Source organism: Sphingopyxis sp. (assembly GCF_036675685.1).
Taxonomy (GTDB): domain Bacteria; phylum Pseudomonadota; class Alphaproteobacteria; order Sphingomonadales; family Sphingomonadaceae; genus Sphingopyxis.
Genome location: NZ_JAKFEM010000057.1, coordinates 1 through 24,203 on the forward strand (window position 1 = coordinate 1; position 24,203 = coordinate 24,203).

Annotated in this window: 23 protein-coding genes; 12 read left to right on the forward strand and 11 right to left on the reverse strand. The window is 64.0% G+C overall.

Annotated elements, in window-relative coordinates; genetic code table 11:
- Positions 1-211 precede the first annotated feature (211 nt).
- The 5 genes from V6M50_RS18610 to V6M50_RS18630 all read left to right on the forward strand — a co-directional run bounded on the left by V6M50_RS18610 (position 212) and on the right by V6M50_RS18630 (position 11,084).
- Positions 212-880, forward strand: coding sequence for a DUF4197 domain-containing protein (locus tag V6M50_RS18610; RefSeq protein WP_332820075.1), 669 nt, complete (start codon positions 212-214; stop codon positions 878-880).
- A gap of 445 nt (positions 881-1,325) precedes the next feature.
- Positions 1,326-5,504 carry a DNA-directed RNA polymerase subunit beta gene (gene rpoB, locus V6M50_RS18615; RefSeq protein WP_332820076.1) on the forward strand — a complete coding sequence of 1,393 codons (4,179 nt, stop codon included), beginning with the start codon at positions 1,326-1,328 and terminating at the stop codon, positions 5,502-5,504.
- Positions 5,505-5,559: 55 nt separating this feature from the next.
- Positions 5,560-9,843: a DNA-directed RNA polymerase subunit beta' gene (gene rpoC / locus V6M50_RS18620; protein ID WP_332820077.1), complete on the forward strand. Its 4,284-nt coding sequence runs from the start codon at positions 5,560-5,562 to the stop codon at positions 9,841-9,843.
- Positions 9,844-9,958: 115 nt separating this feature from the next.
- The gene (locus tag V6M50_RS18625) at positions 9,959-10,663 is read left to right on the forward strand and encodes a TonB-dependent receptor (protein ID WP_332820078.1); all 705 of its coding nucleotides are present in this window, start codon (positions 9,959-9,961) and stop codon (positions 10,661-10,663) included.
- A gap of 100 nt (positions 10,664-10,763) precedes the next feature.
- Positions 10,764-11,084, forward strand: a complete 321-nt coding sequence (locus V6M50_RS18630) for a 1-deoxy-D-xylulose-5-phosphate synthase (RefSeq protein WP_332820079.1) — start codon at positions 10,764-10,766, stop codon at positions 11,082-11,084.
- A 119-nt stretch (positions 11,085-11,203) separates the two neighbouring features.
- Here V6M50_RS18630 and V6M50_RS18635 read toward each other — a convergent pair whose 3' ends face one another.
- Positions 11,204-11,383, reverse strand: coding sequence for a PspC domain-containing protein (locus V6M50_RS18635; RefSeq protein WP_332820080.1), 180 nt, complete (start codon positions 11,381-11,383; stop codon positions 11,204-11,206).
- Positions 11,384-11,440: 57 nt separating this feature from the next.
- Entirely contained in the window at positions 11,441-11,713 is a 273-nt protein-coding gene (locus V6M50_RS18640; RefSeq protein ID WP_332820081.1) for a hypothetical protein, read from the reverse strand.
- Positions 11,714-11,825: 112 nt separating this feature from the next.
- On the opposite strand from V6M50_RS18640, the gene recF reads away from it, so the two are divergent.
- Positions 11,826-12,935 carry a DNA replication/repair protein RecF gene (gene recF / locus V6M50_RS18645; RefSeq protein ID WP_332820082.1) on the forward strand — a complete coding sequence of 370 codons (1,110 nt, stop codon included), beginning with the start codon at positions 11,826-11,828 and terminating at the stop codon, positions 12,933-12,935.
- Between the two features lie 65 nt (positions 12,936-13,000).
- Complete coding sequence (locus V6M50_RS18650; protein ID WP_332820083.1) at positions 13,001-13,321, forward strand: hypothetical protein; 321 nt, start codon at positions 13,001-13,003, stop codon at positions 13,319-13,321.
- A gap of 142 nt (positions 13,322-13,463) precedes the next feature.
- Here the strand turns inward: V6M50_RS18650 and V6M50_RS18655 are convergent, their stop codons facing one another.
- Entirely contained in the window at positions 13,464-13,808 is a 345-nt protein-coding gene (locus tag V6M50_RS18655; protein WP_332820084.1) for an arsenate reductase family protein, read from the reverse strand.
- A 207-nt stretch (positions 13,809-14,015) separates the two neighbouring features.
- On the opposite strand from V6M50_RS18655, the gene V6M50_RS18660 reads away from it, so the two are divergent.
- Positions 14,016-14,723: a murein L,D-transpeptidase catalytic domain-containing protein gene (locus V6M50_RS18660; RefSeq protein WP_332820085.1), complete on the forward strand. Its 708-nt coding sequence runs from the start codon at positions 14,016-14,018 to the stop codon at positions 14,721-14,723.
- A 101-nt stretch (positions 14,724-14,824) separates the two neighbouring features.
- On the opposite strand, the gene V6M50_RS18665 is transcribed toward V6M50_RS18660, so the two are convergent.
- The 4 genes from V6M50_RS18665 to V6M50_RS18680 all read right to left on the reverse strand — a co-directional run bounded on the left by V6M50_RS18665 (position 14,825) and on the right by V6M50_RS18680 (position 18,626).
- Positions 14,825-16,186, reverse strand: a complete 1,362-nt coding sequence (locus V6M50_RS18665; RefSeq protein WP_332820086.1) for a L,D-transpeptidase family protein — start codon at positions 16,184-16,186, stop codon at positions 14,825-14,827.
- 72 nt (positions 16,187-16,258) lie between these two features.
- A complete protein-coding gene (gene accC, locus V6M50_RS18670) occupies positions 16,259-17,620 on the reverse strand; it encodes an acetyl-CoA carboxylase biotin carboxylase subunit (RefSeq protein WP_332820087.1) in 1,362 nt (453 codons plus the stop codon).
- 8 nt (positions 17,621-17,628) lie between these two features.
- A complete protein-coding gene (gene accB, locus V6M50_RS18675; protein ID WP_332820088.1) occupies positions 17,629-18,102 on the reverse strand; it encodes an acetyl-CoA carboxylase biotin carboxyl carrier protein in 474 nt (157 codons plus the stop codon).
- A gap of 71 nt (positions 18,103-18,173) precedes the next feature.
- Positions 18,174-18,626 (reverse strand): type II 3-dehydroquinate dehydratase, encoded by a 453-nt coding sequence (locus V6M50_RS18680; protein WP_332820089.1) that lies wholly within the window; start codon positions 18,624-18,626, stop codon positions 18,174-18,176.
- Positions 18,627-18,707: 81 nt separating this feature from the next.
- Here V6M50_RS18680 and thiS point away from each other — a divergent pair, with 81 nt between their 5' ends.
- Positions 18,708-18,908 (forward strand): sulfur carrier protein ThiS, encoded by a 201-nt coding sequence (gene thiS / locus V6M50_RS18685; RefSeq protein WP_332820090.1) that lies wholly within the window; start codon positions 18,708-18,710, stop codon positions 18,906-18,908.
- Between the two features lie 22 nt (positions 18,909-18,930).
- Complete coding sequence (locus V6M50_RS18690) at positions 18,931-19,683, forward strand: thiazole synthase (RefSeq protein WP_332820091.1); 753 nt, start codon at positions 18,931-18,933, stop codon at positions 19,681-19,683.
- Positions 19,684-19,799: 116 nt separating this feature from the next.
- On the opposite strand, the gene V6M50_RS18695 is transcribed toward V6M50_RS18690, so the two are convergent.
- The 3 genes from V6M50_RS18695 to V6M50_RS18705 form a co-directional block, all read right to left on the reverse strand.
- Positions 19,800-20,549, reverse strand: a complete 750-nt coding sequence (locus V6M50_RS18695; RefSeq protein WP_332820092.1) for a hypothetical protein — start codon at positions 20,547-20,549, stop codon at positions 19,800-19,802.
- Between the two features lie 136 nt (positions 20,550-20,685).
- Positions 20,686-21,240 carry a GNAT family N-acetyltransferase gene (locus V6M50_RS18700; protein WP_332820093.1) on the reverse strand — a complete coding sequence of 185 codons (555 nt, stop codon included), beginning with the start codon at positions 21,238-21,240 and terminating at the stop codon, positions 20,686-20,688.
- Between the two features lie 152 nt (positions 21,241-21,392).
- On the reverse strand, positions 21,393-21,791 hold the full coding sequence (locus V6M50_RS18705) for a glycine zipper 2TM domain-containing protein (protein WP_332820094.1): 399 nt from the start codon (positions 21,789-21,791) through the stop codon (positions 21,393-21,395).
- Between the two features lie 178 nt (positions 21,792-21,969).
- Between V6M50_RS18705 and V6M50_RS18710 the strand changes: the two genes are divergently transcribed.
- The gene (locus tag V6M50_RS18710) at positions 21,970-22,191 is read left to right on the forward strand and encodes a hypothetical protein (protein ID WP_332820095.1); all 222 of its coding nucleotides are present in this window, start codon (positions 21,970-21,972) and stop codon (positions 22,189-22,191) included.
- 28 nt (positions 22,192-22,219) lie between these two features.
- The gene (rarD, locus tag V6M50_RS18715) at positions 22,220-23,137 is read left to right on the forward strand and encodes an EamA family transporter RarD (RefSeq protein ID WP_332820096.1); all 918 of its coding nucleotides are present in this window, start codon (positions 22,220-22,222) and stop codon (positions 23,135-23,137) included.
- On the opposite strand, the gene pyrC is transcribed toward rarD, so the two are convergent.
- The gene (gene pyrC, locus V6M50_RS18720) at positions 23,134-24,159 is read right to left on the reverse strand and encodes a dihydroorotase (RefSeq protein WP_332820097.1); all 1,026 of its coding nucleotides are present in this window, start codon (positions 24,157-24,159) and stop codon (positions 23,134-23,136) included. The genes rarD and pyrC overlap by 4 nt on opposite strands.
- Positions 24,160-24,203 lie beyond the last annotated feature (44 nt).

The window sequence follows — 24,203 nt, forward strand, 5'->3', positions numbered from 1 at the left end:
GCTTGCGGGAGGGGTCGGGGGTGGGCAGCGACGTGGCGACCATGCCCACCCCGCTGCGGCTAGCCAGCAAGCTGACAAGCCTCGCTGCCCCTCCCGCAAGCGGGAGGGGATCCTTTGTCCGCTTCCACCCCAAAGCAGTTGTCGCGCTTTGGCGGCGACAACTTTGCTGTTAGACCTTGGCACCGGATCGCAGGGCAGCGGAGGATGCGTCATGGAATCGGACGAGGCAATGATGGCGCGGCGGATGCTGCTGGCGGGCGCGGCGGGGATGTTCGCTCTGGCGCATGCGCCGTGGGCGATGGCGAAACTGCCGAAGAGCGGCGTGAAGGGGCTGATCGCGGGCGCCTCCGACGGGGCGCTCGACAAATTGTCGGAGCCCGGCGCCTTTTACCGCGATACCGCGGTGCGCATCCTGTTGCCGGGCGCGGGCGGAAAGCTCGCCTCGAAACTCTTCGGCATGGGCGACAAGCTAGGCCTCACGACCAATTTGACCAGGAGCCTGAACGATGCCGGCGGCAAAGCCGCGGGCGAGGCCAAGCCGGTCTTTCGCGCCGCGATCGACAATCTGCGCTGGACCGATGCGCCCGCGCTGGTGACGAAGAACGACGGGGCGACGCGCTATCTCCAGACGAGCGCGGGCAGCGTGCTTTTTACAAAGGTGTCGCCGCTGATCGGGTCGGCGCTGGAGAATGTCGGCGCCTATCGCCAGCTCGACCAGCTGTCGAAGGGCAACCAGCTGATGGCGTCGGCCGGGTTGACGCGCGACGGGCTGACGCGCTCGGTGACCGAGCAGGCGCTGAAAGGCATCTTTCATTATATGGCGGGAGAGGAGGCAGCGCTGCGCAGGAACCCGGCGGGTTTGCTCAAGGGTATCTTCTAGGGCGCGGCCCGGAAACGGCGGATTGGGTGGTTTCGACCGGAAGCACACCTCCCACTTCTCGTCACCCCGGGCTTGACCCGGGGCCTGCCTTGTCTCTTCATGCGAGAATGGAACGCCATCCGTGCGCCGTTGGGAAGAAGGAAGGCGGATCCCGGATCAAGTCCGGGATGACGAATAGGGAACATCCGCTCGCCGCCCCAAAGCCGACCTCGTAATCGTGCGGCGTCGGACCAGCCCCGTTGACACCGCGCACCCCCAATCCTATATTGCCCCCATACCCCATCGTCCGAGATAGAGCCTGACTTTGCGCAACGGGCTGTACGGATAGGGCGGCGGGGATTTCGACAGCGTTGGAAAGCTGCGGTAAACCGGCAACGGTTGCCTGCGGCTTTTTTCGCGTCGATGCGCTCGCGACATGGTTTTTTGACAGGCGAGACAATCACTTATGGCGACCAAGGCGAAGTCGGTGGGCAAGGCCCTCGAAGCAACCGCGACCAAGCGAATCCGCAAGCTGTTCGGTAACATCCACGAAGCGGTGGAAATGCCCAACCTCATCGAGGTTCAGCGCGAATCCTATGAACAGTTCCTGCGGTCCGACCCCTCGGTCGGTTACGTCTCGGGCCTCGAGAAGACGCTGCGCAGCGTTTTCCCGATCCGCGATTTCGCCGGCACCGCCGAGCTCGACTTCGTCCATTACGAACTTGAATCGCCCAAATATGACGTCGACGAATGCCGTCAGCGCGGCATCACCTATGCGGCGCCGATGAAGGTCACGCTGCGCCTGATCGTCTTTGAAGTCGACAGCGAAACCGACACCCGTTCGGTGCTCGATATCAAGGAGCAGGACGTTTACATGGGCGACATGCCGCTCATGACCGAGAACGGCACCTTCTTCGTCAACGGCACCGAGCGCGTCATCGTGTCGCAGATGCACCGTTCGCCGGGTGTGCTGTTTGACCACGACCGCGGCAAGACTCACTCGTCGGGCAAGTTCCTGTTCGCCGCGCGCGTGATCCCGTATCGCGGTTCGTGGCTCGACTTCGAATTCGACGCCAAGGACATCGTCAACGTCCGTATCGACCGCAAGCGCAAGCTGCCGGTCACCAGCCTGCTCTACGCACTGGGCATGACGGGCGAGGAAATCCTCAACCATTTCTATGACCGCCTCGTCTTCGAGCGCGCCGAGAACGGCTGGCGCGTGCCTTTCATGGTCGAAAACTGGCGCGGTTCGAAGCCCGCATTCGATGTCGTCGACGCCAAGACCGGCGAAGTCGTCTTCGCCGCCGGCCACAAGATCAGCCCGCGCCTTGCCAACAAGGCCGCGAAGGACGGTCTCGACACGCTGCTCATCCCGACCGAGGAAATCTTCGGCCGTTACAGCGCCTATGACCTCGTCAACGACGCGACCGGCGAAATCTACATCGAGGCCGGCGACGAAGTGACCGCCGAAAATCTCGAAAAGATCGACAGCGCGGGCATCGAGAAGCTCGAGCTGCTCGACATCGACCACAACAACACCGGTCCGTGGATCCGCAACACGCTGAAGGCCGACAAGGCCGAAGACCGCGACCAGGCGCTTTCGGACATCTATCGCGTGATGCGCCCCGGCGAACCGCCGACGCGCGAAACCGCGGAAGCGCTGTTCGGCGGCCTGTTCTTCGATCCCGAGCGCTACGACCTGTCGGCCGTCGGCCGCGTCAAGCTCAACATGCGCCTCAGCCTCGATGCCGAGGATACGGTCACCACGCTGCGCAGCGAGGACATCCTCGCCGTCGTCAAGGAACTGGTGAACCTGAAGGACGGCAAGGGCGAAATCGACGACATCGACAACCTCGGTAACCGCCGTGTCCGCTCGGTCGGCGAGCTGCTCGAAAACCAGTATCGCGTCGGCCTGCTCCGCATGGAGCGCGCGGTGAAGGAGCGCATGAGCTCGGTCGACGTGTCGACCGTGATGCCGAACGACCTGATCAACGCGAAGCCCGCGGTTGCCGCGGTTCGCGAATTCTTCGGTTCGTCGCAGCTCAGCCAGTTCATGGATCAGACCAACCCGCTGTCGGAAGTGACGCACAAGCGCCGCGTCTCGGCGCTCGGGCCGGGCGGTCTGACGCGCGAGCGCGCGGGCTTCGAAGTCCGCGACGTTCACCCGACCCACTATGGCCGTATCTGCCCGATCGAAACGCCCGAAGGCCCGAACATCGGTCTGATCAACTCGCTCGCCACCTTTGCGCGCGTGAACAAGTACGGCTTCATCGAAACCCCGTACCGCAAGATCATCGACGGCAAGGTGACGACCGACGTTGTCTACCTCTCGGCGATGGAAGAGCAGAAGCACACGGTTGCGCAGGCGAACGCCGATCTCAACGCCGACGGCAGCTTCATCGACGAGCTGATCTCGGCGCGCGAAGCGGGCGAGTTCCTGATGGCCCCGCGCGACCAGATCACGCTGATGGACGTGTCGCCGAAGCAGCTTGTTTCGGTCGCGGCATCGCTCATCCCGTTCCTCGAAAACGATGACGCCAACCGCGCGCTCATGGGATCGAACATGCAGCGTCAGGCTGTGCCGCTGCTGCGTGCAGAGGCGCCGGTCGTCGGCACCGGCATGGAAGAAACCGTTGCACGCGACTCCGGCGCGGCCATCGCGGCGCGCCGCGGCGGTGTGATCGACCAGGTCGATGCGACGCGTATCGTCATCCGTGCGACCGATATGGTCGAACCCGGCAAGTCGGGCGTCGACATCTATCGCCTCCAGAAGTTCCAGCGTTCGAACCAGAACACCTGCATCAACCAGCGTCCGCTGGTGAAGGTGGGCGAAGTGGTCCGCAGCGGCGACATCATCGCCGACGGTCCGTCGACCGAGCTCGGCGAACTGGCGCTCGGCAAGAATGTGCTCGTCGCGTTCATGCCGTGGAACGGCTATAATTATGAGGATAGCATCCTCATCAGCGAACGCATCGTGAAGGACGACGTCTTCACCTCGATCCACATCGAGGAATTCGAAGTCACCGCGCGCGACACGCGCCTTGGCCCCGAAGACATCACGCGCGACATCCCGAACGTCGGCGAGGAAGCGCTCCGCAACCTCGACGAAGCGGGCATCGTCTATATCGGCGCCGAAGTCGGCCCGGGCGACATTCTGGCCGGCAAGATCACCCCCAAGGGTGAATCGCCGATGACGCCCGAAGAAAAGCTGCTGCGTGCGATCTTCGGCGAAAAGGCCAGCGACGTGCGCGACACCTCGCTTCGCCTGCCGCCGGGCGTGTCGGGCACGGTCGTCGAAGTCCGCGTCTTCAACCGTCACGGTATCGACAAGGACGAACGCGCGATCGCGATCGAACGCGAAGAAATCGAGCGTCTGAAGCAGGATGCCGACGACGAGCGCGCGATCCTCAACCGTGCGACCTTCTCGAGCCTCAAGGACCTGCTGATCGGTCAGACGACCAGCGCGGTTCCGAAGGGCCTGAAGAAGGGCGATACGGTCACCGAAGAGATGCTGGTCGAACTCGACCGCGCCGACTGGTGGAAGCTCGCGGTGGTCGAAGACAACGCCCAGACGGCGCTGGAAGCGATCAAGGCGCAGTATGACGACGCGATCAAGCGGATCAACGCGAAGTATGAAGATCGCGTCGAAAAGCTGCAGCGCGGCGACGAACTCGCCCCGGGCGTGCTCAAGATGGTCAAGGTCTTCGTCGCGGTGAAGCGCAAGCTGCAGCCGGGCGACAAGATGGCCGGCCGTCACGGCAACAAGGGCGTCATCTCGCGCATGCTGCCGGTCGAGGACATGCCGTTCCTCGAAGACGGCACGCATGTCGACATCGTGCTGAACCCGCTGGGCGTGCCGTCGCGCATGAACGTCGGGCAGATCCTCGAAACGCACCTTGGCTGGGCGTCGCGCGGTCTGGGCCGTCAGGTCACGCAGGCGCTCGACGAATGGCGCGATGCCAATCCCGATGCGGTCGGCGGGCAGATGCCCGAAGCCGTCCGCGACGCGCTCGAGCATGTCTATGGCGCCGAATATGCCGACGACATCAAGGGACGCGATGCCGAAAGCATCATCGAACTGGCCGACAACCTGCGCGTTGGCGTGCCGTTCGCGACCCCGGTGTTCGACGGTGCCAAGGAAGCCGACGTCACGAACATGCTGACCCTCGCGGGGCTGCATGAATCGGGTCAGTCGGACCTGTACGACGGCCGCACCGGCGATCGTTTCGATCGCAAGGTGACCGTGGGCTACATCTATATGCTGAAGCTCCATCACCTGGTCGACGACAAGATCCACGCGCGTTCGATCGGCCCCTACAGCCTCGTCACCCAGCAGCCGCTGGGCGGTAAGGCGCAGTTCGGTGGCCAGCGCTTCGGTGAAATGGAAGTGTGGGCGCTGCAAGCTTATGGCGCGGCGTACACGCTCCAGGAAATGCTGACGGTGAAGTCCGATGACGTGATCGGCCGCACCAAGGTTTACGAAGCGATCGTCAAGGGCGACGATACCTTCGAGGCCGGCATTCCCGAAAGCTTCAACGTGCTCGTCAAGGAAATGCGCTCGCTGGGCCTCAACGTCGAACTGTCTTCCTATGCGGAAACGGATCCCGACGAGGCGCCCGACGCCCTTCCCGAAGCCGCCGAATAATATCTTTTCCTCACCCCCTTCGCCCGCGGCGAGGGGGGAAGAGTGGAGCTAGAATATGAACCAGCTTACCAACTTCATGAACCCGGTGGCGAAGCCCGAAACCTTCGACATGATCAAGATCGGCATTGCGAGCCCCGAGCGTATCCGCTCGTGGTCGTTCGGCGAGATCAAGAAGCCCGAAACCATCAACTACCGCACGTTCAAGCCCGAGCGTGACGGCCTGTTCTGCGCGCGCATTTTCGGTCCGATCAAGGACTATGAATGCCTGTGCGGCAAGTATAAGCGCATGAAATACAAGGGCATCGTCTGCGAAAAATGCGGTGTCGAAGTCACGGTGACCAAGGTCCGCCGCGAGCGCATGGGCCATATCGAGCTCGCCGCGCCGGTCGCGCACATCTGGTTCCTGAAGTCGCTGCCGTCGCGCATCGGCCTGCTGCTCGACATGCAGCTCAAGCAGCTTGAGCGCGTCCTCTATTTCGAAGCCTATATCGTTCTTGAGCCCGGCCTGACCCCGCTCGAGAAGTTCCAGCTGCTGACCGAAGACGAGCTGCTCGACGCGCAGGACGAATATGGCGAAGACGCCTTCTCGGCCGGCATCGGCGCCGAGGCGATCCGCGTGCTCCTCGAGAATCTCGACCTGGAGCAGGAACGCGCCGATCTGATGGAAGATCTCGCGACGACCAAGTCGGAGCTGAAGCCCAAGAAGATCATCAAGCGCCTCAAGGTCGTCGAAAGCTTCATCGATTCGGGCAACCGCCCCGAATGGATGATCCTCGAAGTCGTCCCCGTGATCCCGCCCGAGTTGCGCCCGCTGGTGCCGCTCGACGGCGGCCGCTTCGCGACGTCGGATCTGAACGACCTGTATCGCCGCGTGATCAACCGCAACAACCGTTTGAAGCGCCTGATGGAACTGCGCGCGCCGGACATCATCGTCCGCAACGAAAAGCGCATGCTGCAGGAAGCCGTCGACGCGCTGTTCGACAACGGCCGTCGCGGCCGCACCATCACCGGCGCCAACAAGCGTCCGCTGAAGTCGCTGTCCGACATGCTCAAGGGCAAGCAGGGCCGCTTCCGTCAGAACCTGCTCGGCAAGCGCGTCGACTATTCGGGCCGCTCGGTCATCGTGACCGGTCCCGAACTCAAGCTGCACCAGTGCGGCCTGCCGAAGAAGATGGCGCTCGAGCTGTTCAAGCCGTTCATCTACGCGCGCCTCGACGCCAAGGGTCTGTCGATGACCCTGAAGCAGGCGAAGAAGTGGGTCGAAAAGGAACGCAAGGAAGTCTGGGACATCCTCGACGAAGTCATTCGCGAGCACCCGGTCCTGCTGAACCGCGCCCCGACGCTTCACCGCCTTGGCATCCAGGCGTTCGAGCCCGTGCTGATCGAGGGCAAGGCGATCCAGCTGCACCCGCTGGTCTGCGCCGCGTTCAACGCCGACTTCGACGGTGACCAGATGGCCGTTCACGTCCCGCTGAGCCTCGAGGCGCAGCTGGAAGCGCGCGTGCTGATGATGTCGACCAACAACATCCTGAGCCCCGCGAACGGCAAGCCGATCATCGTTCCGTCGCAGGACATGGTTCTCGGTCTCTATTATCTGTCGCTGGAGCGCGAAGGCGAGCCGGGCGAGGGCATGCTGCTGGCCGACATGGCCGAAGTGCATCAGGCGCTGTTCACCGGTTCGGTGACGCTGCACACCAAGGTGATCAGCCGCGTCCCGCAGACCGACGAGCAGGGCAACGAGTATCTCAAGCGCTTTGAGACCACGCCGGGCCGCATGCTGATCGGCGAATGCCTGCCGAAGTCGCACACCGTGCCCTTCGACGTCGTCAACCGCCTTCTGACCAAGAAGGAAATCGGCGACGTGATCGATCAGGTCTATCGTCACACCGGCCAGAAAGAGACCGTGCTGTTCGCCGACGCCATCATGGCGCTGGGCTTCCGCAACGCGTTCAAGGCGGGCATCTCGTTCGGCAAGGATGACATGATCATTCCGGCGTCGAAGGAAGGGATGGTCGACGAAACCCGCGCGCTTGTGAAGGATTTCGAGCAGCAGTATCAGGACGGCCTGATCACGCAGCAGGAAAAGTACAACAAGGCGATCGACGCCTGGTCGCAGTGCGGCGACAAGGTCGCGAACGCCATGATGGACGAAATCCGTGCGACGCCAAAGCTGCCCGACGGCCGTCTGGCCCCGATCAACTCCATCTATATGATGGCGCATTCGGGTGCCCGTGGTTCGCAGGCGCAGATGAAGCAGCTTGCCGGCATGCGCGGCCTGATGGCCAAGCCGTCGGGCGAGATCATCGAAACGCCGATCATCTCGAACTTCAAGGAAGGCCTGACCGTTCTCGAGTATTTCAACTCGACCCACGGTGCGCGTAAGGGCCTGGCCGATACGGCGCTCAAGACGGCAAACTCGGGTTACCTGACCCGCCGCCTGGTCGACGTGTCGCAGGACTGCGTCGTGATCGAGGAAGATTGCGGCACCGAACGCGGCATGGAAATGCGCGCGATCATCCAGGGCGGTTCGACGATCGCCTCGCTGGGCGAGCGCATCCTCGGCCGTACCACGCTCGAAGACGTGGTCGACAAGGACGGTAACATCATCGCCCCCGTCGGCACGCTGCTCGACGAACCGACGACCGCACGGATCGAGGAGGCTGAGGTTCAGTCGGTCAAGATCCGTTCGCCGCTGGTTTGCGAAGCGGTGCTGGGTGTTTGCGGCAAATGCTATGGCCGCGACCTTGCCCGCGGTACGCCGGTCAACATCGGTGAAGCTGTCGGCGTTATCGCCGCGCAGTCGATCGGTGAGCCGGGCACGCAGCTGACCATGCGTACGTTCCACATCGGTGGTGCGGCGCAGGTCAACGAGCAGTCGAACGCCGAAGCGATTTCGGACGGTACGATCGAATATCGCGACATGGCGACGATCGTCGACCAGCGTGGCCGCCGTCTGGCGCTGTCGCGTTCGGGCGAAATCGCGATCATCGACAGCGAAGGCCGCGAACGCGCGTCGCACAAGCTGCCTTATGGTGCGCAGATCCTGCACAAGGACGGCGAGAAGGTGAAGAAGGGCGAGCGGATTGCCGAATGGGATCCGTTCACCATGCCGCTCATCACCGAAAAGCAGGGCGTCGTGAAGTATCAGGATCTTGAGGATACCAAGACGCTGGTCGAACAGGTCGACGAAGCGACGGGCATCGCCCAGCGCGTCGTGATCGAATATCGTTCGGCGGGCCGCGCCAAGAAGGAAGACCTTCAGCCGCGCCTGACCTTGCTCGACGACCAGTCGGGCGAAGCCGCGCGTTACCTGCTCGCGGTCGGCACGATGCTGTCGGTCGAGGACGGCCAGACGGTGCAGGCGGGCGACGTGCTTGCGCGTGTCAGCCGCGAAGCCTCGAAGACGCGCGACATCACCGGCGGTCTGCCGCGTGTTGCCGAGCTGTTCGAAGCGCGCATTCCGAAGGACAACAGCGTTATCGCGAAAATCAGCGGCCGCATTGAATTCGTCAAGGATTACAAGGCGAAGCGCAAGATCGCGATCGTTCCGGAAGAAGGCGATCCGATCGAGTATCTGATCCCCAAGTCGAAGGTTCTGGAAGTGCAGGAAGGCGACCAGGTCAAGCGCGGCGACGCGCTGATTTCGGGCTCGCCGAACCCGCACGACATCCTCGACGTCATGGGCGTCGAGGCGCTGGCCGAATATCTCGTCGCGGAAATCCAGGAAGTCTATCGACTGCAGGGCGTGAAGATCAACGACAAGCACATCGAGGTGATCGTTCGCCAGATGCTGCAGAAGGTCGAGATCACCGACGGCGGCGACACCACGCTGCTGCCGGGCGAGCAGCTCGATTATCTGGAGATGATGGAATATAACGCCAAGCTGCCGAAGAACGGCAAGCACGCCGAAGGGCGCCCGGTCCTGCTGGGCATCACCAAGGCGAGCCTGCAGACGCGCAGCTTCGTTTCGGCCGCATCCTTCCAGGAGACGACCCGCGTGCTCACCGAGGCTTCGGTGCAGGGCAAGATCGACTCGCTGCAGGGCCTCAAGGAAAATGTCATCGTCGGCCGCCTCATCCCGGCGGGTACCGGCGCTGCCATGAACCGCGTCCGCGTCACCGCGTCGAGCAAGGATGCCGCGCTTCGTGCCGCGATGCGCGCCGCGAACCAGGAGCATCTGATCGCTCCGACGACCGCCGCCGAAGAGCATGCCGCCGAACTGGCGCAGGGCCCCGAAGCCGCGATCGGCGACGATCCGCTGGGCAAGGTCCAGGGCGAAGACTTCACCACCGACGATGTGATGGTGGAAGAGCGCCCCGAAGGCGAAGGCGAGGAATAAGCCCCCCGCTCTTCGGAACCTGACAGAAAATGGCCCCGCCGGAGCGATCCGGCGGGGCTTTTTCTTTGGCGCCAAGCTGTTAGCTTGGTCTCCTCAATGGGGAAGGAGAGGGACGATGCGTATCGGTCTTTTGGGGATAGCGCTGATTGCCGGGGCACTGCCGGCGATGGCACAGGACAACAGCAATATTCAGGGCGAAGTGGTGGTGACGGGGCAGCGCGCCTCGGCCGATTATCTGTCCGACGAACAGACCGTCGTCGGGCTGCGGCGTCCCGCCGACAGCGCGATCCAGCCGGTGAAATTCACCTCGGATTCGCGCGACGAGGCGGTCCGCAAGCGCGAGATCCACGCGATGATCGAAGCGGCGATCCGCCGCGCCGACGCCGCCGGGGTCGAGCTGGTCACCGGCGAGTTCGAACTGACAAAGGTGACCGCCGCCAATTATCGCGACCTCGCTTTTTCGGGTGGCGGCCGCCCCGACACCAGCGAAATTTCGGTGTTTGTGAAGGCGAAGCTGGCGGGCTCGGTCGGCAGCGCGCAATCGCGGATCGACAATTTCATCAAGGCGGTGCCGGCCGAGGGGCGCGCGCTGATGGAACGGCGCGGCGGGATCACGCTGACGATCATCAATCCTGACCAGTATCGCCCGGAAATCGTCAAGCTGGTCGCGGCCGAGGCGCTGAAGACGGCGGGGGCCTTCGGCTCCGACTATGGCGTCGAGGTTGCGGGGCTGAACGAACAGCTGATCTGGGCACAGGCGAGCGCGACCGAGGTGTTTCTGTACATCCCTTATCGCTTCACGGTGCGGCCGAAGGGCTGACCAATACAAGGAGCGATCGGCCGGCAAAAAAGGGTGTCGGCTTTTGGGGTGGAGAGCAGCCGTCGCCTTGGTATTGATGGGCGCAAGGGAGGCCCATGCAATGAGTGCCAAGAAGACGCGGGTCATGTATATCGAAGACAAGTCGACTGGTCTCAACGGTCCAGCGCGGATCGGTCGTGTCACATTCTCGAAATCAGGCCAATCGATCCACTACCAAGGCCGCACTTTTCAGCGGTTAGGAGGTGACGGCTTCAAGGCCAATTATTTTGATGCTGAAAACGGCGATCAGTTTTGGATTTCGGGTCCCCGAAAGGATGGCAAGGATCGACTATATCCATCAAGCTCGATGCCGATCGAAATCGACGCCGACGTGCATGACGAATATTGGAACGACATCCGAGGCCGCACTACTGCACGATGATCACTCTCGGTCGCTAGCCAACAATAGAAAAGGGCCCACCGGGTGGCCGGTGAGCCCTTGGTCCTGGGAATATGCGGGCCGGTGCGATTGCGCCTGTAAGGCGGCCGGCCCGGGCTGTCCTAGGGCGCGAGGATCGCGACGGCGAGGTACAGCAGCAGAGGGAGGCCGAAGCCGAGGAGCGTCAGGGCGACAAAGCCGACGCGCGTCCACAAGACGTCGATGCCGAACTGGTCTGCCATCCCGGCGCACACGCCGAAGATCACGCCGTCGCGACGATTCTTGCGAAAACCCTGTTTCATTTCTTTCCTTTCAGTCCCGGCCGGGGCCGGCGTTTTTGAAGAGGTGGGGTCGGCTGGTCAGATGACCAGCCGGCCGAGTTCCGCACCGTTCGCGCCGGCAGCGGCGACAAACATGATCGAGCAGTAAAGCGAGGCAACAGCGGCAATCGCGTAGCTCTTGAACGATTCGACGTTGAAATGGGCCATGATATTTTCCTTCCTTGAACCTTCCATCCGGACCGTCCGGTGGATGCCGATACTGTTGCAGGGAGCGTGCCAATTTCGTTCACTGGCGGTTAAGCGCGGTTTTTCGATTTCCGGCATATTATTCCATCGCGAAAAATGCGGCATGATGGTGAAATTTCCCGTTAGTCGGAAAATTTCTCTTCTTGTCTCCTCCCGCAGGCGGGAGGGGAAAGAGCTATTTCCCTCGGCATAAGAAATATCCTACGCGCAAAGGCAGATGACGCTGACCCGCCTTTCGCTGACCGATTTTCGCAATCATGCCGGCGCCGAGTTGGCGGCCGGGCCCGGGCTCGTGGCGCTCCACGGCGACAATGGCGCGGGCAAGACCAATATATTGGAGGCGATCTCGCTGCTCGCGCCGGGTCGTGGGCTGCGCCGCGCCGCGCTGGCCGATATGGTGCGCGATGGCGCGACGGGCGGCTTTGCCGTTTTTGCCGAGGTCCAGCCGACCGCCGACCTGCCACCGGTGGCGCTGGGCACGGGGATCGAGCCCGCACACCCCGGACGCCGTATCGTGCGGATCAATGGCAGCAGCGCCGCGGCTGCCTCGCTCGGCGAATGGATCGCGGTGCTGTGGCTGACCCCCGCGATGGACCGGCTGTTTGTCGAAACCGCGGGCAACCGGCGGCGTTTCCTCGACCGCCTCGTGCTCGCGCTTGACCCGCGGCACGCGCAGCATAGCAATCGCTATGAAGCCGCGCTCCGTGCGCGAGGGAAACTGCTCGCCGACCTGCCGGCGGCGGACGCGCAATGGTTGGCGAGCCTCGAGGCACAGCTCGCCGAACATGGCGCCGCGATGGATATGGCGCGGCAGCATATGCTCGCGGCCTTGTCGGCCGAACTTGGCGGGCTGCCCGAGACGCCATTTGCCCGGCCGCTATTGACGCTTGTCGACGGCGAGGGCGCCGCGCGCACCGCTCCCTATGAGCTCGAGGCGCTCAAGGCGCTGTTCGCCGGGCGCCGGCGAATCGACGCCGCCGCGGGGCGTGCGACCGCGGGGCCGCATCGCGACGACTTGTTGGCGGTTCATGCCGCAACGGGCCGTGCGGCCGCCCGCTGTTCGACCGGCGAGCAGAAGGCGATGCTGTTGTCGCTTGTGCTGGCGCATAGCGACTGCGTCGCGCGCCTGCGCGGGCAGCGGCCGGTGCTGCTCCTCGATGAAGTGGCGGCGCATCTCGACCCGCTGCGCCGCGCGGCTCTCTACGAGCGGTTGGCGGTGCAGGGCGGACAGGCGTGGCTCACCGGGACCGAGGCAGCGCTGTTTGCCGACATGCCGGGGCCGGTAACGCGCTTCCGGATCGCGGGCGGACGGATTGGCGCGGGTTAAGACTTTCTTCATCCCACTGATGCGAAGCAGTAGCGCCTGCATTGCATTATTGACCCGCCGCGCATATGAAACTGCAACTGGAACAGTCAGGTAAGAGAATTGCCCGGTTGATTCTCAACGAGATTTCCAAAAAAAGGGAGTATATTATGAACCTGCTTAAGAAGACTGCGATTTGCCTTGCGGCATCGTCGATGCTTGTTGCTCCGGTGGCGGCATCGGCTACTCAGGCCGTCGAAGCTGCTCGCGCTGTGTCGACCGTCGATGGCGAGAACGAGCTGGAAGGCAGCAGCGGCTGGATTATCATGGCATTGGCAGCGGTCGGCATCATCGTTGCCATCGTGGTTCTGACGGGCGACGACGACGACGACAGCCCGACCAGCCCGTAATCGGGTCGGCGATTCGATTTTCACGAGGGGCCTCGGACCTAGTCCGGGGCCCTTTCTGCATCGGGGTCCTTTTTCGCGCCCGTGGCTCGATCGGCCGGCGATCGATTCTATCCAGTCCCTGGCACATCTGGCCAGGTCGGTATCAGAGTATCTCGTGCACGCGATCCTGCGGGCGGCACAGCCGGACCCCCTTGTCGGTCTCGACGATCGGACGCTCGACATAGGCGGGGTTGGTCGCCATCGCGGCGATGATTTCGTCCTCGCCGGCATCCTTCAATCCGCGATCTTCGGCGTCGGTGCCGCGCAGGCGCAGCGCGTCGCGGGCGGCCAGGCCGGCGTCGGCGAACAGCTGTCGCAGCTTGTCCGCCGTCCAGGGCGTCTTCAGATATTCGACGACGGTGAGGTCGACGCCCGGCGTTTCCTGCAGGATCGCCAGCGTCTTGCGCGAGGTGCCGCACGCGGGGTTGTGCCAGATGGTTGCGTTCATGGCGCGGTCCTAACGCAGGCTTTCCGCACCGTAAACTCGCTATTCATAGCATATATGGCACATTTGCCCGCATGAAGGGGAATGACCTGCTTGCCTTTCGCGGCCAAAATACGACTTATGCAAAGTCGAGGACCGGTAAAGGCGGCCAATTGCGGGGTTGGGTTGCAAGTGAATGAATTGATCGATCGCAGGGCATTGTTGGCCGCGATGGCTGGGGCGGGCGCGATGGCGGCTGTTCCGGCGCGCGCGCAGCTGCCCAACTGGATTCAACAGCCGGTGGGGCCTTTGCCGCCACCGGTCGATTATCTGGCCGTGGCGAAGAGGCAGCTCGCGATGCAGGGCCGCAACATATCGCAAACCGACCGCGTCGGCGTCGTCGATTTCGGCCTGCCGTCGGCGCGCCCGCGCTTTGCGCTGGTCGACATGGTCGCGGGCAGGGTCGACATGTTCCCGGTAACGCACGGCCGCGGGTCGGACCCGCAGCATGACGGCTGGCTCAAGAGCTTTTCGAACCGCATGGGGTCGCTCGCCACCTCGCGCGGCGCCTATCGCACCAGCGACTATTATTGGGGCGCCAACGGCTCGTCGATGCGGCTCGCGGGGCTGGAGCCCGATAATTATTCGGCCGATGCGCGCGCGATCGTCGTGCATGGCGCGTGGTACGCCGACCCGGCGCTGATCGCGACGCAGGGCAAGCTGGGGCGCAGCGAAGGCTGCTTCGTCTTTGGCGAGGAGCTGTTGCCGATGATCCTCTACAAGCTCGGGCCGGGACGGCTGCTCTTTGCCGACCGGTTGAGCGCGCCGCCGCCGATGCCCAAGCCGTTCGAACTGCCGCCGGCCGATCCGTTGCCGGGGATGGAGAATCTGCGCCGCGCGAACTCGGTTAGTGGGCCGTTGCCGACGACGGCGGATTAAGCTTGGCTAACCCAAATATCGTCATTCCCGCGAAAGCGGGAACCCAGTAGCGACGGTTGCTCGCTGGGTTCCCGCTTTCGCGGGAATGACGAAGTGAGTTCTCAATAAATCCCGCTGGTCCCCGGCGTCGTCGTCCGCGCGGTCGTGACCGTTGGCACGACGGGGGGCGGGGTCGGCGCGATGATCGTTGCGGTCGGCCGGCCCGGCTTGGCAAAGCTCGCCACCACAGGCGCGTCGCGGCCATAGATGTCGGCGAGCTTCTTCACGCCGCCCTTGCCGTCGGGAATGACGGTCCAATAAGCGACATAGACGGGGAAGGGGTTGTCGAACCCGAACCGCGTCGTCGCGCCGCTGGCGATCGCTTCGCCGAATTCTTCGGGGCTCTTGCCCGCAAACATCACCGCCATCAGGCCCGAAAAATGCAGCGCGCGTTCGGTGCGGATGCAGCCATGGCTGAACGCGCGCGCAGCGGCGCCGAACGCGCCCTTCGACGGGGTGTCGTGCAGATAGATGGCGTGCGGGTTCAGCATCTCCATCTTCATCACGCCCAGCGCGTTGCCCGGGCCGGCCTTTTGCACGACCGACAAGGTCTTGCCGCTGCCGGTCCAGGTGTAGCCCTGCGCGCGGGCGCTTCCGGGGCTGCGCGCGATCGTCGCGCCGATGCCTTCGTTGATGATGCTGCGCGGCAGCGTCCAGGTCGGGTTGACGATGATCCCGGTCGCCATCGGGTTGAGCTGCGGCGTCGGGGTCGCCGCCTTGCCGACGACGGCCTTGTGCGTCGCGATGATCGTGCCGCCGTGGACGACGCGGGTCAGATATTCGGGCACGTTGCTGACAACATAGCGTTCGCCCAGCGTCCGCGGCATCCAGCGCCAGCGTTCCATATTGACGCGGATGGCGTTGGCGTCGGCGGGCGCCTTCGCTTTGGCTAGCGCGGCCTTGAGCGCCAGAAAATCGGGATGCACGGGGTCGAGCGCGGCGAGCGTTTCGGGGACCGATCCCGCGAGCAGCGCGGTGCTGAGCAGCGAGAGCAAAGGTTCGCTGTCGCCATCGCTGTCGACCATGAACCACTGTTTGCGCGCAGCGTTCGGAGTACGCCCGTCGCGCAGGTGCGTCGCGAGCAGCAGGAAGGTATCGGTCGCGACGCGGTCGAGCCGCGCCTGATCTTCGCCCATGATCGCGGCCGCCAGCGTATCGGGACTATAATCCTTCGCGAACAGGCCCTCGGCGCCGACGCCCTCGATCACCGACAGCAGCGCCTCGGCATTTTGCTTCGACCAGCTCGGCAGGTTCGCTTCGGCCGCGGTTTCGACGACGGGCGCGTCGTCCTTCACCTTGTCGGGCTGAAGGACCACCGAATCCTCTTTGACACCTGTCTGCGCGAGCGCAGGCGCTGCGAACAGGCTCAGCGGGAGGAAAAGCGCCGCAGCAGGCCGCGCCGAAAAGGGAGAGTTTTTGACCATGGTCAAAGCCCATAGCCAAAAACCATCCACAGTTAAAGTGAGCTGCCGCACACTCCGTCGCAAGAATAGATGTCAGGCTTTCGCTTCTTCATCCTGTCGCGCGAGCCATTCCTCGAGCCATTTGATCGTATAGTCGCCGTGGATCACATCGGGATCGGCGAGCAGCGCCTGATGAAGCGGTATGTTGGTCTTGACCCCGCCGATCACCATTTCCTCGAGCGCACGGCGCATCCGCATCATGCAGCTTTCGCGCGTGCGGCCGTAAACGATCAGCTTGCCGATCATGCTGTCGTAATAGGGCGGGATCGAATAGCCGGCGTAAAGCCCGCTATCGACGCGCACGTGCATGCCGCCCGCGGCGTGATAGTTGGTGACCTTGCCCGGCGAGGGCATGAAGGTGCGCGGATCTTCGGCGTTGATGCGGCATTCCATCGCATGGCCGCGGAACTCGAGGTCTTCTTGTTTCACCGACAGGCCCATGCCGCCGGCGATGCGGATCTGTTCGCGGACGAGATCGAAACCGGTGATCATTTCGGTCACCGGATGCTCGACCTGGATGCGCGTGTTCATCTCGATGAAGAAGAATTCGCCATTTTCCCACAGAAACTCGATCGTGCCGGCGCCGCGATAGTGCATTGCGGCCATCGCGTCGGCGCAGACCTTGCCCATGCGTGCGCGCTCCTCGGCCGAGATGATCGGCGAGGGGGCTTCTTCGAGCACTTTCTGATGGCGGCGCTGGAGCGAGCAGTCGCGTTCGCCCAGATGGATGGCATTGCCCTTGCCGTCGCCGAACACCTGGAATTCGATGTGGCGCGGGTTGCCGAGATATTTTTCCATATAGACGGTGGGGTCGCCGAACGCCGCCGCCGCCTCGCTCGACGCCTGACCCATCAGGCTTTCGAGGCTGTCGGCGTCGGGGACGACCTTCATGCCGCGCCCGCCGCCGCCCGACGCGGCCTTGATCAGCACCGGATAGCCGATTCCCTCGGCGATCTTGCGCGCTTCGTCGCCATAGGTGACCGCGCCGGGCGAACCCGGAACGACGGGCAGGCCGAGCGCGACCGCGGTGCGCTTCGCCTCGACCTTGTCGCCCATGGTGCGGATATGTTCGGGCTTCGGCCCGACGAAGATCATGTCATGCGCTTCGATGATCTCGGCGAAGCGCTCGTTTTCGGAGAGGAAGCCGTAGCCGGGGTGGATCGCGTCGGCGCCCGTGATCTCGGCGGCCGAGATGATCGCCGGGATGTTGAGATAGCTGTCTTTCGCAGCCGGGGGCCCGATGCAGACGGCCTGGTCGGCGAGGCGGACGTGCATCGCGTCGGTATCGGCCGTCGAATGGACCGCGACGGTCTTGATGCCCATTTCGTGGCACGCGCGGTGGATGCGCAGCGCAATCTCGCCGCGGTTGGCGATCAGGAGCTTTTCAATCGTCATGTTTTGGCTCAGCCGATGGTGAACAGCGGCTGGTCGAATTCGACCGGCTGGCTGTTCTCGACATGCACGGCTTTCAGCGTGCCCGATGTGGGGGCGACGATCGGATTCATGACCTTCATCGCCTCGATGATCAGGATCGTTTCGCCTTCCTTCACCGCCGAGCCGATGGTGCCGAAATTGGGCGCGCCGGGTTCGGGCGAGAGATAGACGGTGCCGACCATCGGCGATTTGACCGCGTCGGCGAAATTGTCGGCCACAGGCGCGGCGGCTGCGGGTGCAGCAGCCGGGGCTGCGGCGGCGGGCGCGGCAACCGGCGCCGGCGCATAGGTGACGGGTGCGGCGCTCAGCGTGCGCGCAACGCGTATCTTGCGCTCGCCGTCCTCGACCTCGATTTCGGAGAGCCCGGTATCGTCGAGCAGCTCGGCGAGCGCGCGCACATAGGCCGGATCGATGTTGATGCCATTGTCTTTATGGTCACCCATGAGAATTTTTCCTGTTGTTGCGACGTCCATTCAAAGGACACTCTGACCCCGATTTTTGATGCGCCCTATTGTCAGAGACGGGCGGCGGCGTCCAGCGCCAGCGTATAGCTGTTCGCGCCATGCCCTGCAAAATGCTGGGCCGCCGCCATGCCGACATAGCTCAAATGCCGGAATTCCTCGCGCTTCATCGGGTCCGACAGATGGACCTCGATCACCGGCACCTTGATCGACTTGATCGCATCGTGGATCGCGATCGAGGTGTGCGTATAGCCGCCGGCGTTGAGCAGCACCGCCTTGGCGCCCGCGACATAGGCCTCGTGCAGCCAGTCGATCAGCACGCCTTCGTGGTTCGTCTGACGGCATTCGACGCGCAGCCCCAGCCCGGCCGCCTGCGCCTCGAGCCGCGCGTGGATGTCGTTCAGCGTGTCATGGCCGTAAATCTCGGGCTCGCGCGTGCCGAGCAGATTGAGATTGGGGCCCGAGAGGACAAAGACGGTCGGCAGGTCGGAACGCTCGTTGGTCAAGGGCGCGGTCTTTCGGTTGCGGCAAGGCTCGCTCCCCCTATATGGGCTGCTCGGCAAAAGGCAAAGCAAGGCGGGTACGCGGTGATTTCTGTCATCCTCAACGGCGATCCAAGGCAGGTGCGCGAAGGCAGCATCGCCGACCTCGTCGCCTCGCTCGGCCTCGATGTGAAGAAGGTCGCGGTCGAGCGCAACCGCGAGATTGTGCCGCGCTCGACGCTCGCCGACGTGACGCTCGCCGAGGGCGACGCGCTGGAAATCGTGCATTTTGTGGGAGGCGGTTGAATTGTCAGCGGATCAGTGGAGTGTGGCCGGGCGGACGTTCACGTCGCGGCTGATTGTCGGCACCGGCAAATACAAGGATTTCGAGCAGAACGCGGCCGCGGTCGAAGCGTCGGGCGCCGAGATCGTCACCGTCGCGGTGCGCCGCGTCAATGTGTCGGATCCGACGGCGCCGATGCTTACCGACTATATCGATCCGAAAAAGATCACCTATCTTCCCAACACCGCGGGCTGCTTCAACGCCGACGACGCAATCCGCACGCTGCGCCTCGCGCGCGAGGCGGGGGGCTGGGATCTGGTGAAGCTCGAGGTGCTGGGTGAGGCGAAGACGCTTTATCCCAACATGCGCGAGACGCTGACCGCGACCGAGGTGCTCGCCAAAGAGGGCTTCCTGCCGATGGTCTATTGCGTCGACGATCCGATCGCCGCGAAGCAGCTCGAGGATGCCGGTGCGGTCGCGGTGATGCCGCTCGGCGCGCCGATCGGATCGGGGCTCGGCATCCAGAACCGCGTCACCATCCGCCTGATCGTCGAGGGCGCGTCGGTGCCGGTGCTCGTCGATGCCGGCGTCGGGACGGCTAGCGATGCCGCGGTCGCGATGGAACTCGGCTGCGACGGCGTGCTGATGAACACCGCGATCGCCGAAGCCAAGGACCCCATCCGCATGGCGCGCGCGATGAAGCTGGCGGTCGAGGCGGGGCGCGATGCCTATCTGTCGGGGCGGATGGGATTGCGGCGCTATGCCGATCCGTCGAGCCCGTTGGCGGGGTTGATTTAGGTCGCTAGCGATCGGTTGGACCTGGCCGTCGTCCCCGCCTTCGCGAGGGCGACGATAATTCTGTGGCGTGGCAAATATCTACTCCCCACCCCTTCGCCACAGGGAGGATTTGTAGGCTATTTCCCGCCCGACGCCACCAGGTCGACGTCGGTCATGCCGCCGTCGCGGCGCGCCATCACGACATAGGCGAGATCGCCCTTTGTCCCGCCGAGCATATGTTCGGTGCCGTTGACGCGGTGGTCGCTGGTGTAGCCGGCACGGACCGCCATCGTGTGATAATAATCGAGCACGCCCTGGATCGACGCCGCGGTCTGGAAATTGACGACGCGGATGTTGCACTTGCCGCCGGCGATCCCCGCCGCTTCGCGCAGCGTCGCGCGCGGATAGACTTTGAAGGCGGCGGGCAGGCGGTCGGCCCACGCGTTGCTATAGGTCAGCTTGGCGTCGCAGCCGCCCTTTTGCTGGTCGCGGGCGAGCGCGCCGATGGTGACGGGGCGCTTCTGCGCCTCGCATCCGTTGCACCCGGCTTCATAGGGCAGGGCCTTTGGCGCGGTGAGCAATTTGCCCGCGGCCTGCGCCGCCGCGGCTTCGGCGGCGGTTGCGGCCTTGCCGCCCGCGATGCCGGGGACACCACCGTCAACCGGCTTGTTGCCCGGACCGAGGGCATTCTGGTTCGACTGGCCGGCCAGCTTGGGGTCGACCATGATCTTGTCTTCGAGCGAGCCCTTGATCGCCGGGTCGCCGCCCGTCAGCCCGTCGTCGAGCGGCGCGAGTTCGGCCTTGGCGTCGGGATTGTCCCGGCAGCCGGCGAGCGGTGCCGCCGCCATCAGCAAGCCGGTGACCAGCCATTTTCCGCGCAACATCATCGCTAACACTCCCTTAATCTTTCACCCGGATTGCCCGATCCTGGTTAAAAAGGCGCAAAGAAAATGCGTTAACGGGTAAGACTTTGTTAGCCAAAAACTGTCTCGGACCGAGACGCTTTCGGGATATGGCGCTGGCTCACGGCCGGAATTCCTTGCGCTTCACCCGCCATGCGTCGGCGCTTTGCGTCCAGGCATCGACCGGTGCGTCCTGGAAGGGGGCGGGCAGGCGGGTCGGGCCGCTGTTGGTCGCGCCGAGCCGCTTTGCCAGCGCCTGCGAGCGGGTATTGGCGGGGTCGATGCTGTGCATCAATTCGGGCCATTTCAGGAACTCGACCGCGAAATCGCACGCCGCCACGGCGCCCTCAAAGGCATAGCCCTTGCCGGCGAATTTGGCGCGCACGCCATAAGCGATCTCGGCCCCGGGCCAGCCGTCGGGTTCCCACGGGCCGAGCCGTCCGACCCATTCGCCGGTTTCGCGCTCGATCACCGAAAACATCGAAAAGCCGCGAATGTGCCACGCACCGGCGAGCGTGCACCACAGGCGCCACGCCTGCGAACGCGGACAGGTGCCGCCGATGAACTGCATCGTGTCGGCCTCGCTGCACATTTCGGCGAAGCCGTCGAAATCCTCGGTCGCGGGCGGACGCAGGATCAGGCGCTCGGTCACGAGCAGGGGGCCGTTCAGCATCATCTATCTCCGCAGCAATGGCCGATGCTTCTGCGGCAAGAGGAGTCGCGGGGCAAGCGGATACGCGTGAGGACACCGGCGGTTAGTCCGGTGTCCTCTCCATCGCGTGCGCGGGCGGAGGGTCTCGACCCACACCCGAGACGGTTAGCTACGGCTTAGCGGCAGCGATATTTGCTGCGGTCGATCTCGCGGCCGAGCAACGCGCCGCCGGCTGCGCCGAGCACGGTGCCGAGCAGCTTGTCGCCGCCGCCCGCGATTTCATGGCCCGCAAGGCCGCCGACCGCGCCGCCGATCAGCAGACCGGTCGTGCCATTGTCCTTCCTGCAGCGATAACGGCCATCATTGTCGCGCCAGATGCGGGTGTCCGAACCGACGCGCTCGTCGCGGGCATAATAGCGGCGATCCTTGCGCTTGCGGTAAAAGTCCGACGACTGTTCGAACTGGTGATAGCCCGGCGCCTTCGCGGGCGCCGCGATCGCGGCATAGGCTGGCGCGGTGAGCGTGACGCTGGCGGCGACAAAAGCGCCCATCAGGCCCTTGGTGAGATTACGCATAACAAGTCCTTTCCTGGTTCAACGCCTCGACCGCATTGCGGCTCGGGCGCTTCGATGTGGGAACGAGCGGCGCCTCTCTCCCGTTGCATTAACCCAAAGCAACAAGACGAAACGAGTGTCAGCGTCGACGAACCGAAAGGCTCTTGCCGCGTAGGCGGAGGCATGCGACAACTCGCCCATGCTCAATATCGCCTCGCTCGTCATCGGTGCTATCGCGCTGGTTCTGGCCGTTTTCGCCTTCATCCCCTTGCTGGGCTGGGCGAACTGGGTGATCGTGCCCTTTGCGGTCGTCGGTCTCGCGCTCGGCGCGATGTCGAACAGCAATTCGGGGCGCAATTTGAACATCGTCGTCATCGTCATCGGCGTCATCCGCCTGATGCTGGGCGGCGGCATCATCTGATCTTCGGCCGAAAGGCAGTCTTCGCATCATGAATAAGGACACGGCCCCCACGGGGAGCAATCAGGGCGGCTTGCCCTATGCACTCGGCGCTTATGCGATCTGGGGTTTCGTCCCGCTGTTCTTCAAGCTGGTGTCGAGCGTGCCGCCGGTCGAGGTGCTCGCGCAGCGTATCGTCTGGTCGCTGCCGCTCTGTTTCCTCATCATGCTCTTCCGCCGCCAGATCGGCGAATATCTGACCGCGCTCAAGGACTGGCGCGTGCTGCGCATGCTGCTCGCGAGCTCGATCCTGATCGCCTTGAACTGGCTCGTCTATATCCACGCGGTCTTCACCGACCATGTGCTCGCGGCGAGCCTTGGCTATTACCTCAACCCGCTTGTCAACGTGATGCTGGGGATGATCTTCCTTGGCGAGCGTCTGAGCCGGTTGCAGGGGCTCGCGGTGGTCATCGCAGGCGTAGGTGTCGCGATCCTGCTCGCGGGTGCGCTCGATACGCTGTGGATCAGCCTGACGCTCGCGTTCAGCTTTGGCACCTATGGCCTGATCCGCAAGATCGTGCCCGTCGGATCGCTGCCGGGCCTTGCGATCGAGACGACATTGCTGCTGCCGCTGTCGCTCGCTGCCGCCGCATATTATATCTGGCTCGGCGACGGGCGCGGTTTCGGGTCGGGGGCCGACATCAGCTGGCTGCTCGCCGCCGCGGGCGTCGTCACCGCAATCCCGCTGCTGCTGTTCGCGACCGCGGCGCGGCGGATGAGCTATGCTGCGCTCGGCTTTGTCCAGTATCTTGCGCCCAGCATCGCCTTCCTGCTCAGCCTGTTCATATTCAAAGAGCCGCTGAAGCCCGCGCAGCTCGTCTGCTTCCTCTTGATCTGGACCAGCATCGCGGTGTTCAGCTTCGACATGTGGCGCAAGATGCGCGCCGAGCGGATGATGCCGGCGGCTTAAGCGGTAAGCCGCCACCCCAGCGTCTCGCCCGCGTGGAAAGGGACGACGTCGCCGACCTTGTCCGGCACCACGACTTCGGCGCGTTCCAGCGTCACCGTGCCGGCGTTGAGCGGCAAGCCGTAAAAGCGCGGCCCATGCTCGCTCGCAAAACCCTCGAGCTTGTCGAGCGCCCCGTCCTGATCGAACGCGGTCGCATAGCTTTCGAGCGCATAGGGCGCGTTGAAGATCCCCGCGCAGCCGCACGAGGCTTCCTTCGTATGCACCGCGTGCGGCGCGCTGTCGGTGCCGAGGAAGAATTTGGGCGATCCCGAGGTCGCGGCCTTGCGCACCGCGAGCCGGTGATGCTCGCGCTTCGCGACGGGCAGGCAATAAGCGTGCGGGCGGATGCCGCCGACGAGCATCGCGTTGCGGTTGATGTGCAGATGCTGCGGCGTGATTGTCGCCGCGACATTGGCGGGTGCATCCGTCACGAAATCGACCGCTTCGGAGGTCGTGATATGCTCAAACACGATCTTGAGGCTCGGCAAGTCGCGAACGAGGCCTTTCAGCGTGCGTTCGATAAACACCGCCTCGCGGTCGAAGATGTCGACGTGCGCGTCGGTGACCTCGCCGTGGATCAGGAGCGGCATGCCGATTTCTGCCATGCGTTCGAGCACCGGCATGATCTTCGCGACGTCGGTGACGCCATGCGCGCTGCCGGTGGTCGCGTGCGCGGGATAGAGCTTCGCCGCGGTGAACACCCCCTCGGCATGGCCGCGCACCGCCTCGTCCGCATCGCTGTGGTCGGTCAAATAGGCGACGATCAGCGGAGTGAAGTCCAGTTCCGCCGGCACTGCGGCGTTGATCCGGTCGCGATACGCCCGGCCTTCCTCGGCGGTCGTCACCGGCGGCGACAGATTGGGCATGACGATCGCGCGCGCGAACTGGCGCGCGGTATATGGCGCGACATGTTCCAGCATCGCGCCATCGCGCAGATGGACGTGCCAGTCGTCGGGGCGGCGGATCGTCAGGCGGTCGGTCATGGATAGACTCGTCAACTTGGGGTTGGTTTTGGCTGGGGCGTCCC

What these genes read in the sequence shown, in the direction of transcription:
- V6M50_RS18610 (WP_332820075.1), top strand. Translation starts at nt 212, where the DNA reads ATGGAATCGGACGAGGCAATGATGGCGCGGCGGATGCTGCTGGCGGGC.
- rpoB (WP_332820076.1), top strand. Translation starts at nt 1,326, where the DNA reads ATGGCGACCAAGGCGAAGTCGGTGGGCAAGGCCCTCGAAGCAACCGCG.
- rpoC (WP_332820077.1), top strand. Translation starts at nt 5,560, where the DNA reads ATGAACCAGCTTACCAACTTCATGAACCCGGTGGCGAAGCCCGAAACC.
- V6M50_RS18625 (WP_332820078.1), top strand. Translation starts at nt 9,959, where the DNA reads ATGCGTATCGGTCTTTTGGGGATAGCGCTGATTGCCGGGGCACTGCCG.
- V6M50_RS18630 (WP_332820079.1), top strand. Translation starts at nt 10,764, where the DNA reads ATGAGTGCCAAGAAGACGCGGGTCATGTATATCGAAGACAAGTCGACT.
- V6M50_RS18635 (WP_332820080.1), bottom strand. Translation starts at nt 11,383, where the DNA reads ATGAAACAGGGTTTTCGCAAGAATCGTCGCGACGGCGTGATCTTCGGC.
- V6M50_RS18640 (WP_332820081.1), bottom strand. Translation starts at nt 11,713, where the DNA reads ATGCCGCATTTTTCGCGATGGAATAATATGCCGGAAATCGAAAAACCG.
- recF (WP_332820082.1), top strand. Translation starts at nt 11,826, where the DNA reads ATGACGCTGACCCGCCTTTCGCTGACCGATTTTCGCAATCATGCCGGC.
- V6M50_RS18650 (WP_332820083.1), top strand. Translation starts at nt 13,001, where the DNA reads ATGAAACTGCAACTGGAACAGTCAGGTAAGAGAATTGCCCGGTTGATT.
- V6M50_RS18655 (WP_332820084.1), bottom strand. Translation starts at nt 13,808, where the DNA reads ATGAACGCAACCATCTGGCACAACCCCGCGTGCGGCACCTCGCGCAAG.
- V6M50_RS18660 (WP_332820085.1), top strand. Translation starts at nt 14,016, where the DNA reads ATGGCTGGGGCGGGCGCGATGGCGGCTGTTCCGGCGCGCGCGCAGCTG.
- V6M50_RS18665 (WP_332820086.1), bottom strand. Translation starts at nt 16,186, where the DNA reads ATGGTCAAAAACTCTCCCTTTTCGGCGCGGCCTGCTGCGGCGCTTTTC.
- accC (WP_332820087.1), bottom strand. Translation starts at nt 17,620, where the DNA reads ATGACGATTGAAAAGCTCCTGATCGCCAACCGCGGCGAGATTGCGCTG.
- accB (WP_332820088.1), bottom strand. Translation starts at nt 18,102, where the DNA reads ATGGGTGACCATAAAGACAATGGCATCAACATCGATCCGGCCTATGTG.
- V6M50_RS18695 (WP_332820092.1), bottom strand. Translation starts at nt 20,549, where the DNA reads ATGATGTTGCGCGGAAAATGGCTGGTCACCGGCTTGCTGATGGCGGCG.
- V6M50_RS18700 (WP_332820093.1), bottom strand. Translation starts at nt 21,240, where the DNA reads ATGATGCTGAACGGCCCCCTGCTCGTGACCGAGCGCCTGATCCTGCGT.
- V6M50_RS18705 (WP_332820094.1), bottom strand. Translation starts at nt 21,791, where the DNA reads ATGCGTAATCTCACCAAGGGCCTGATGGGCGCTTTTGTCGCCGCCAGC.
- V6M50_RS18710 (WP_332820095.1), top strand. Translation starts at nt 21,970, where the DNA reads ATGCTCAATATCGCCTCGCTCGTCATCGGTGCTATCGCGCTGGTTCTG.
- rarD (WP_332820096.1), top strand. Translation starts at nt 22,220, where the DNA reads ATGAATAAGGACACGGCCCCCACGGGGAGCAATCAGGGCGGCTTGCCC.
- pyrC (WP_332820097.1), bottom strand. Translation starts at nt 24,159, where the DNA reads ATGACCGACCGCCTGACGATCCGCCGCCCCGACGACTGGCACGTCCAT.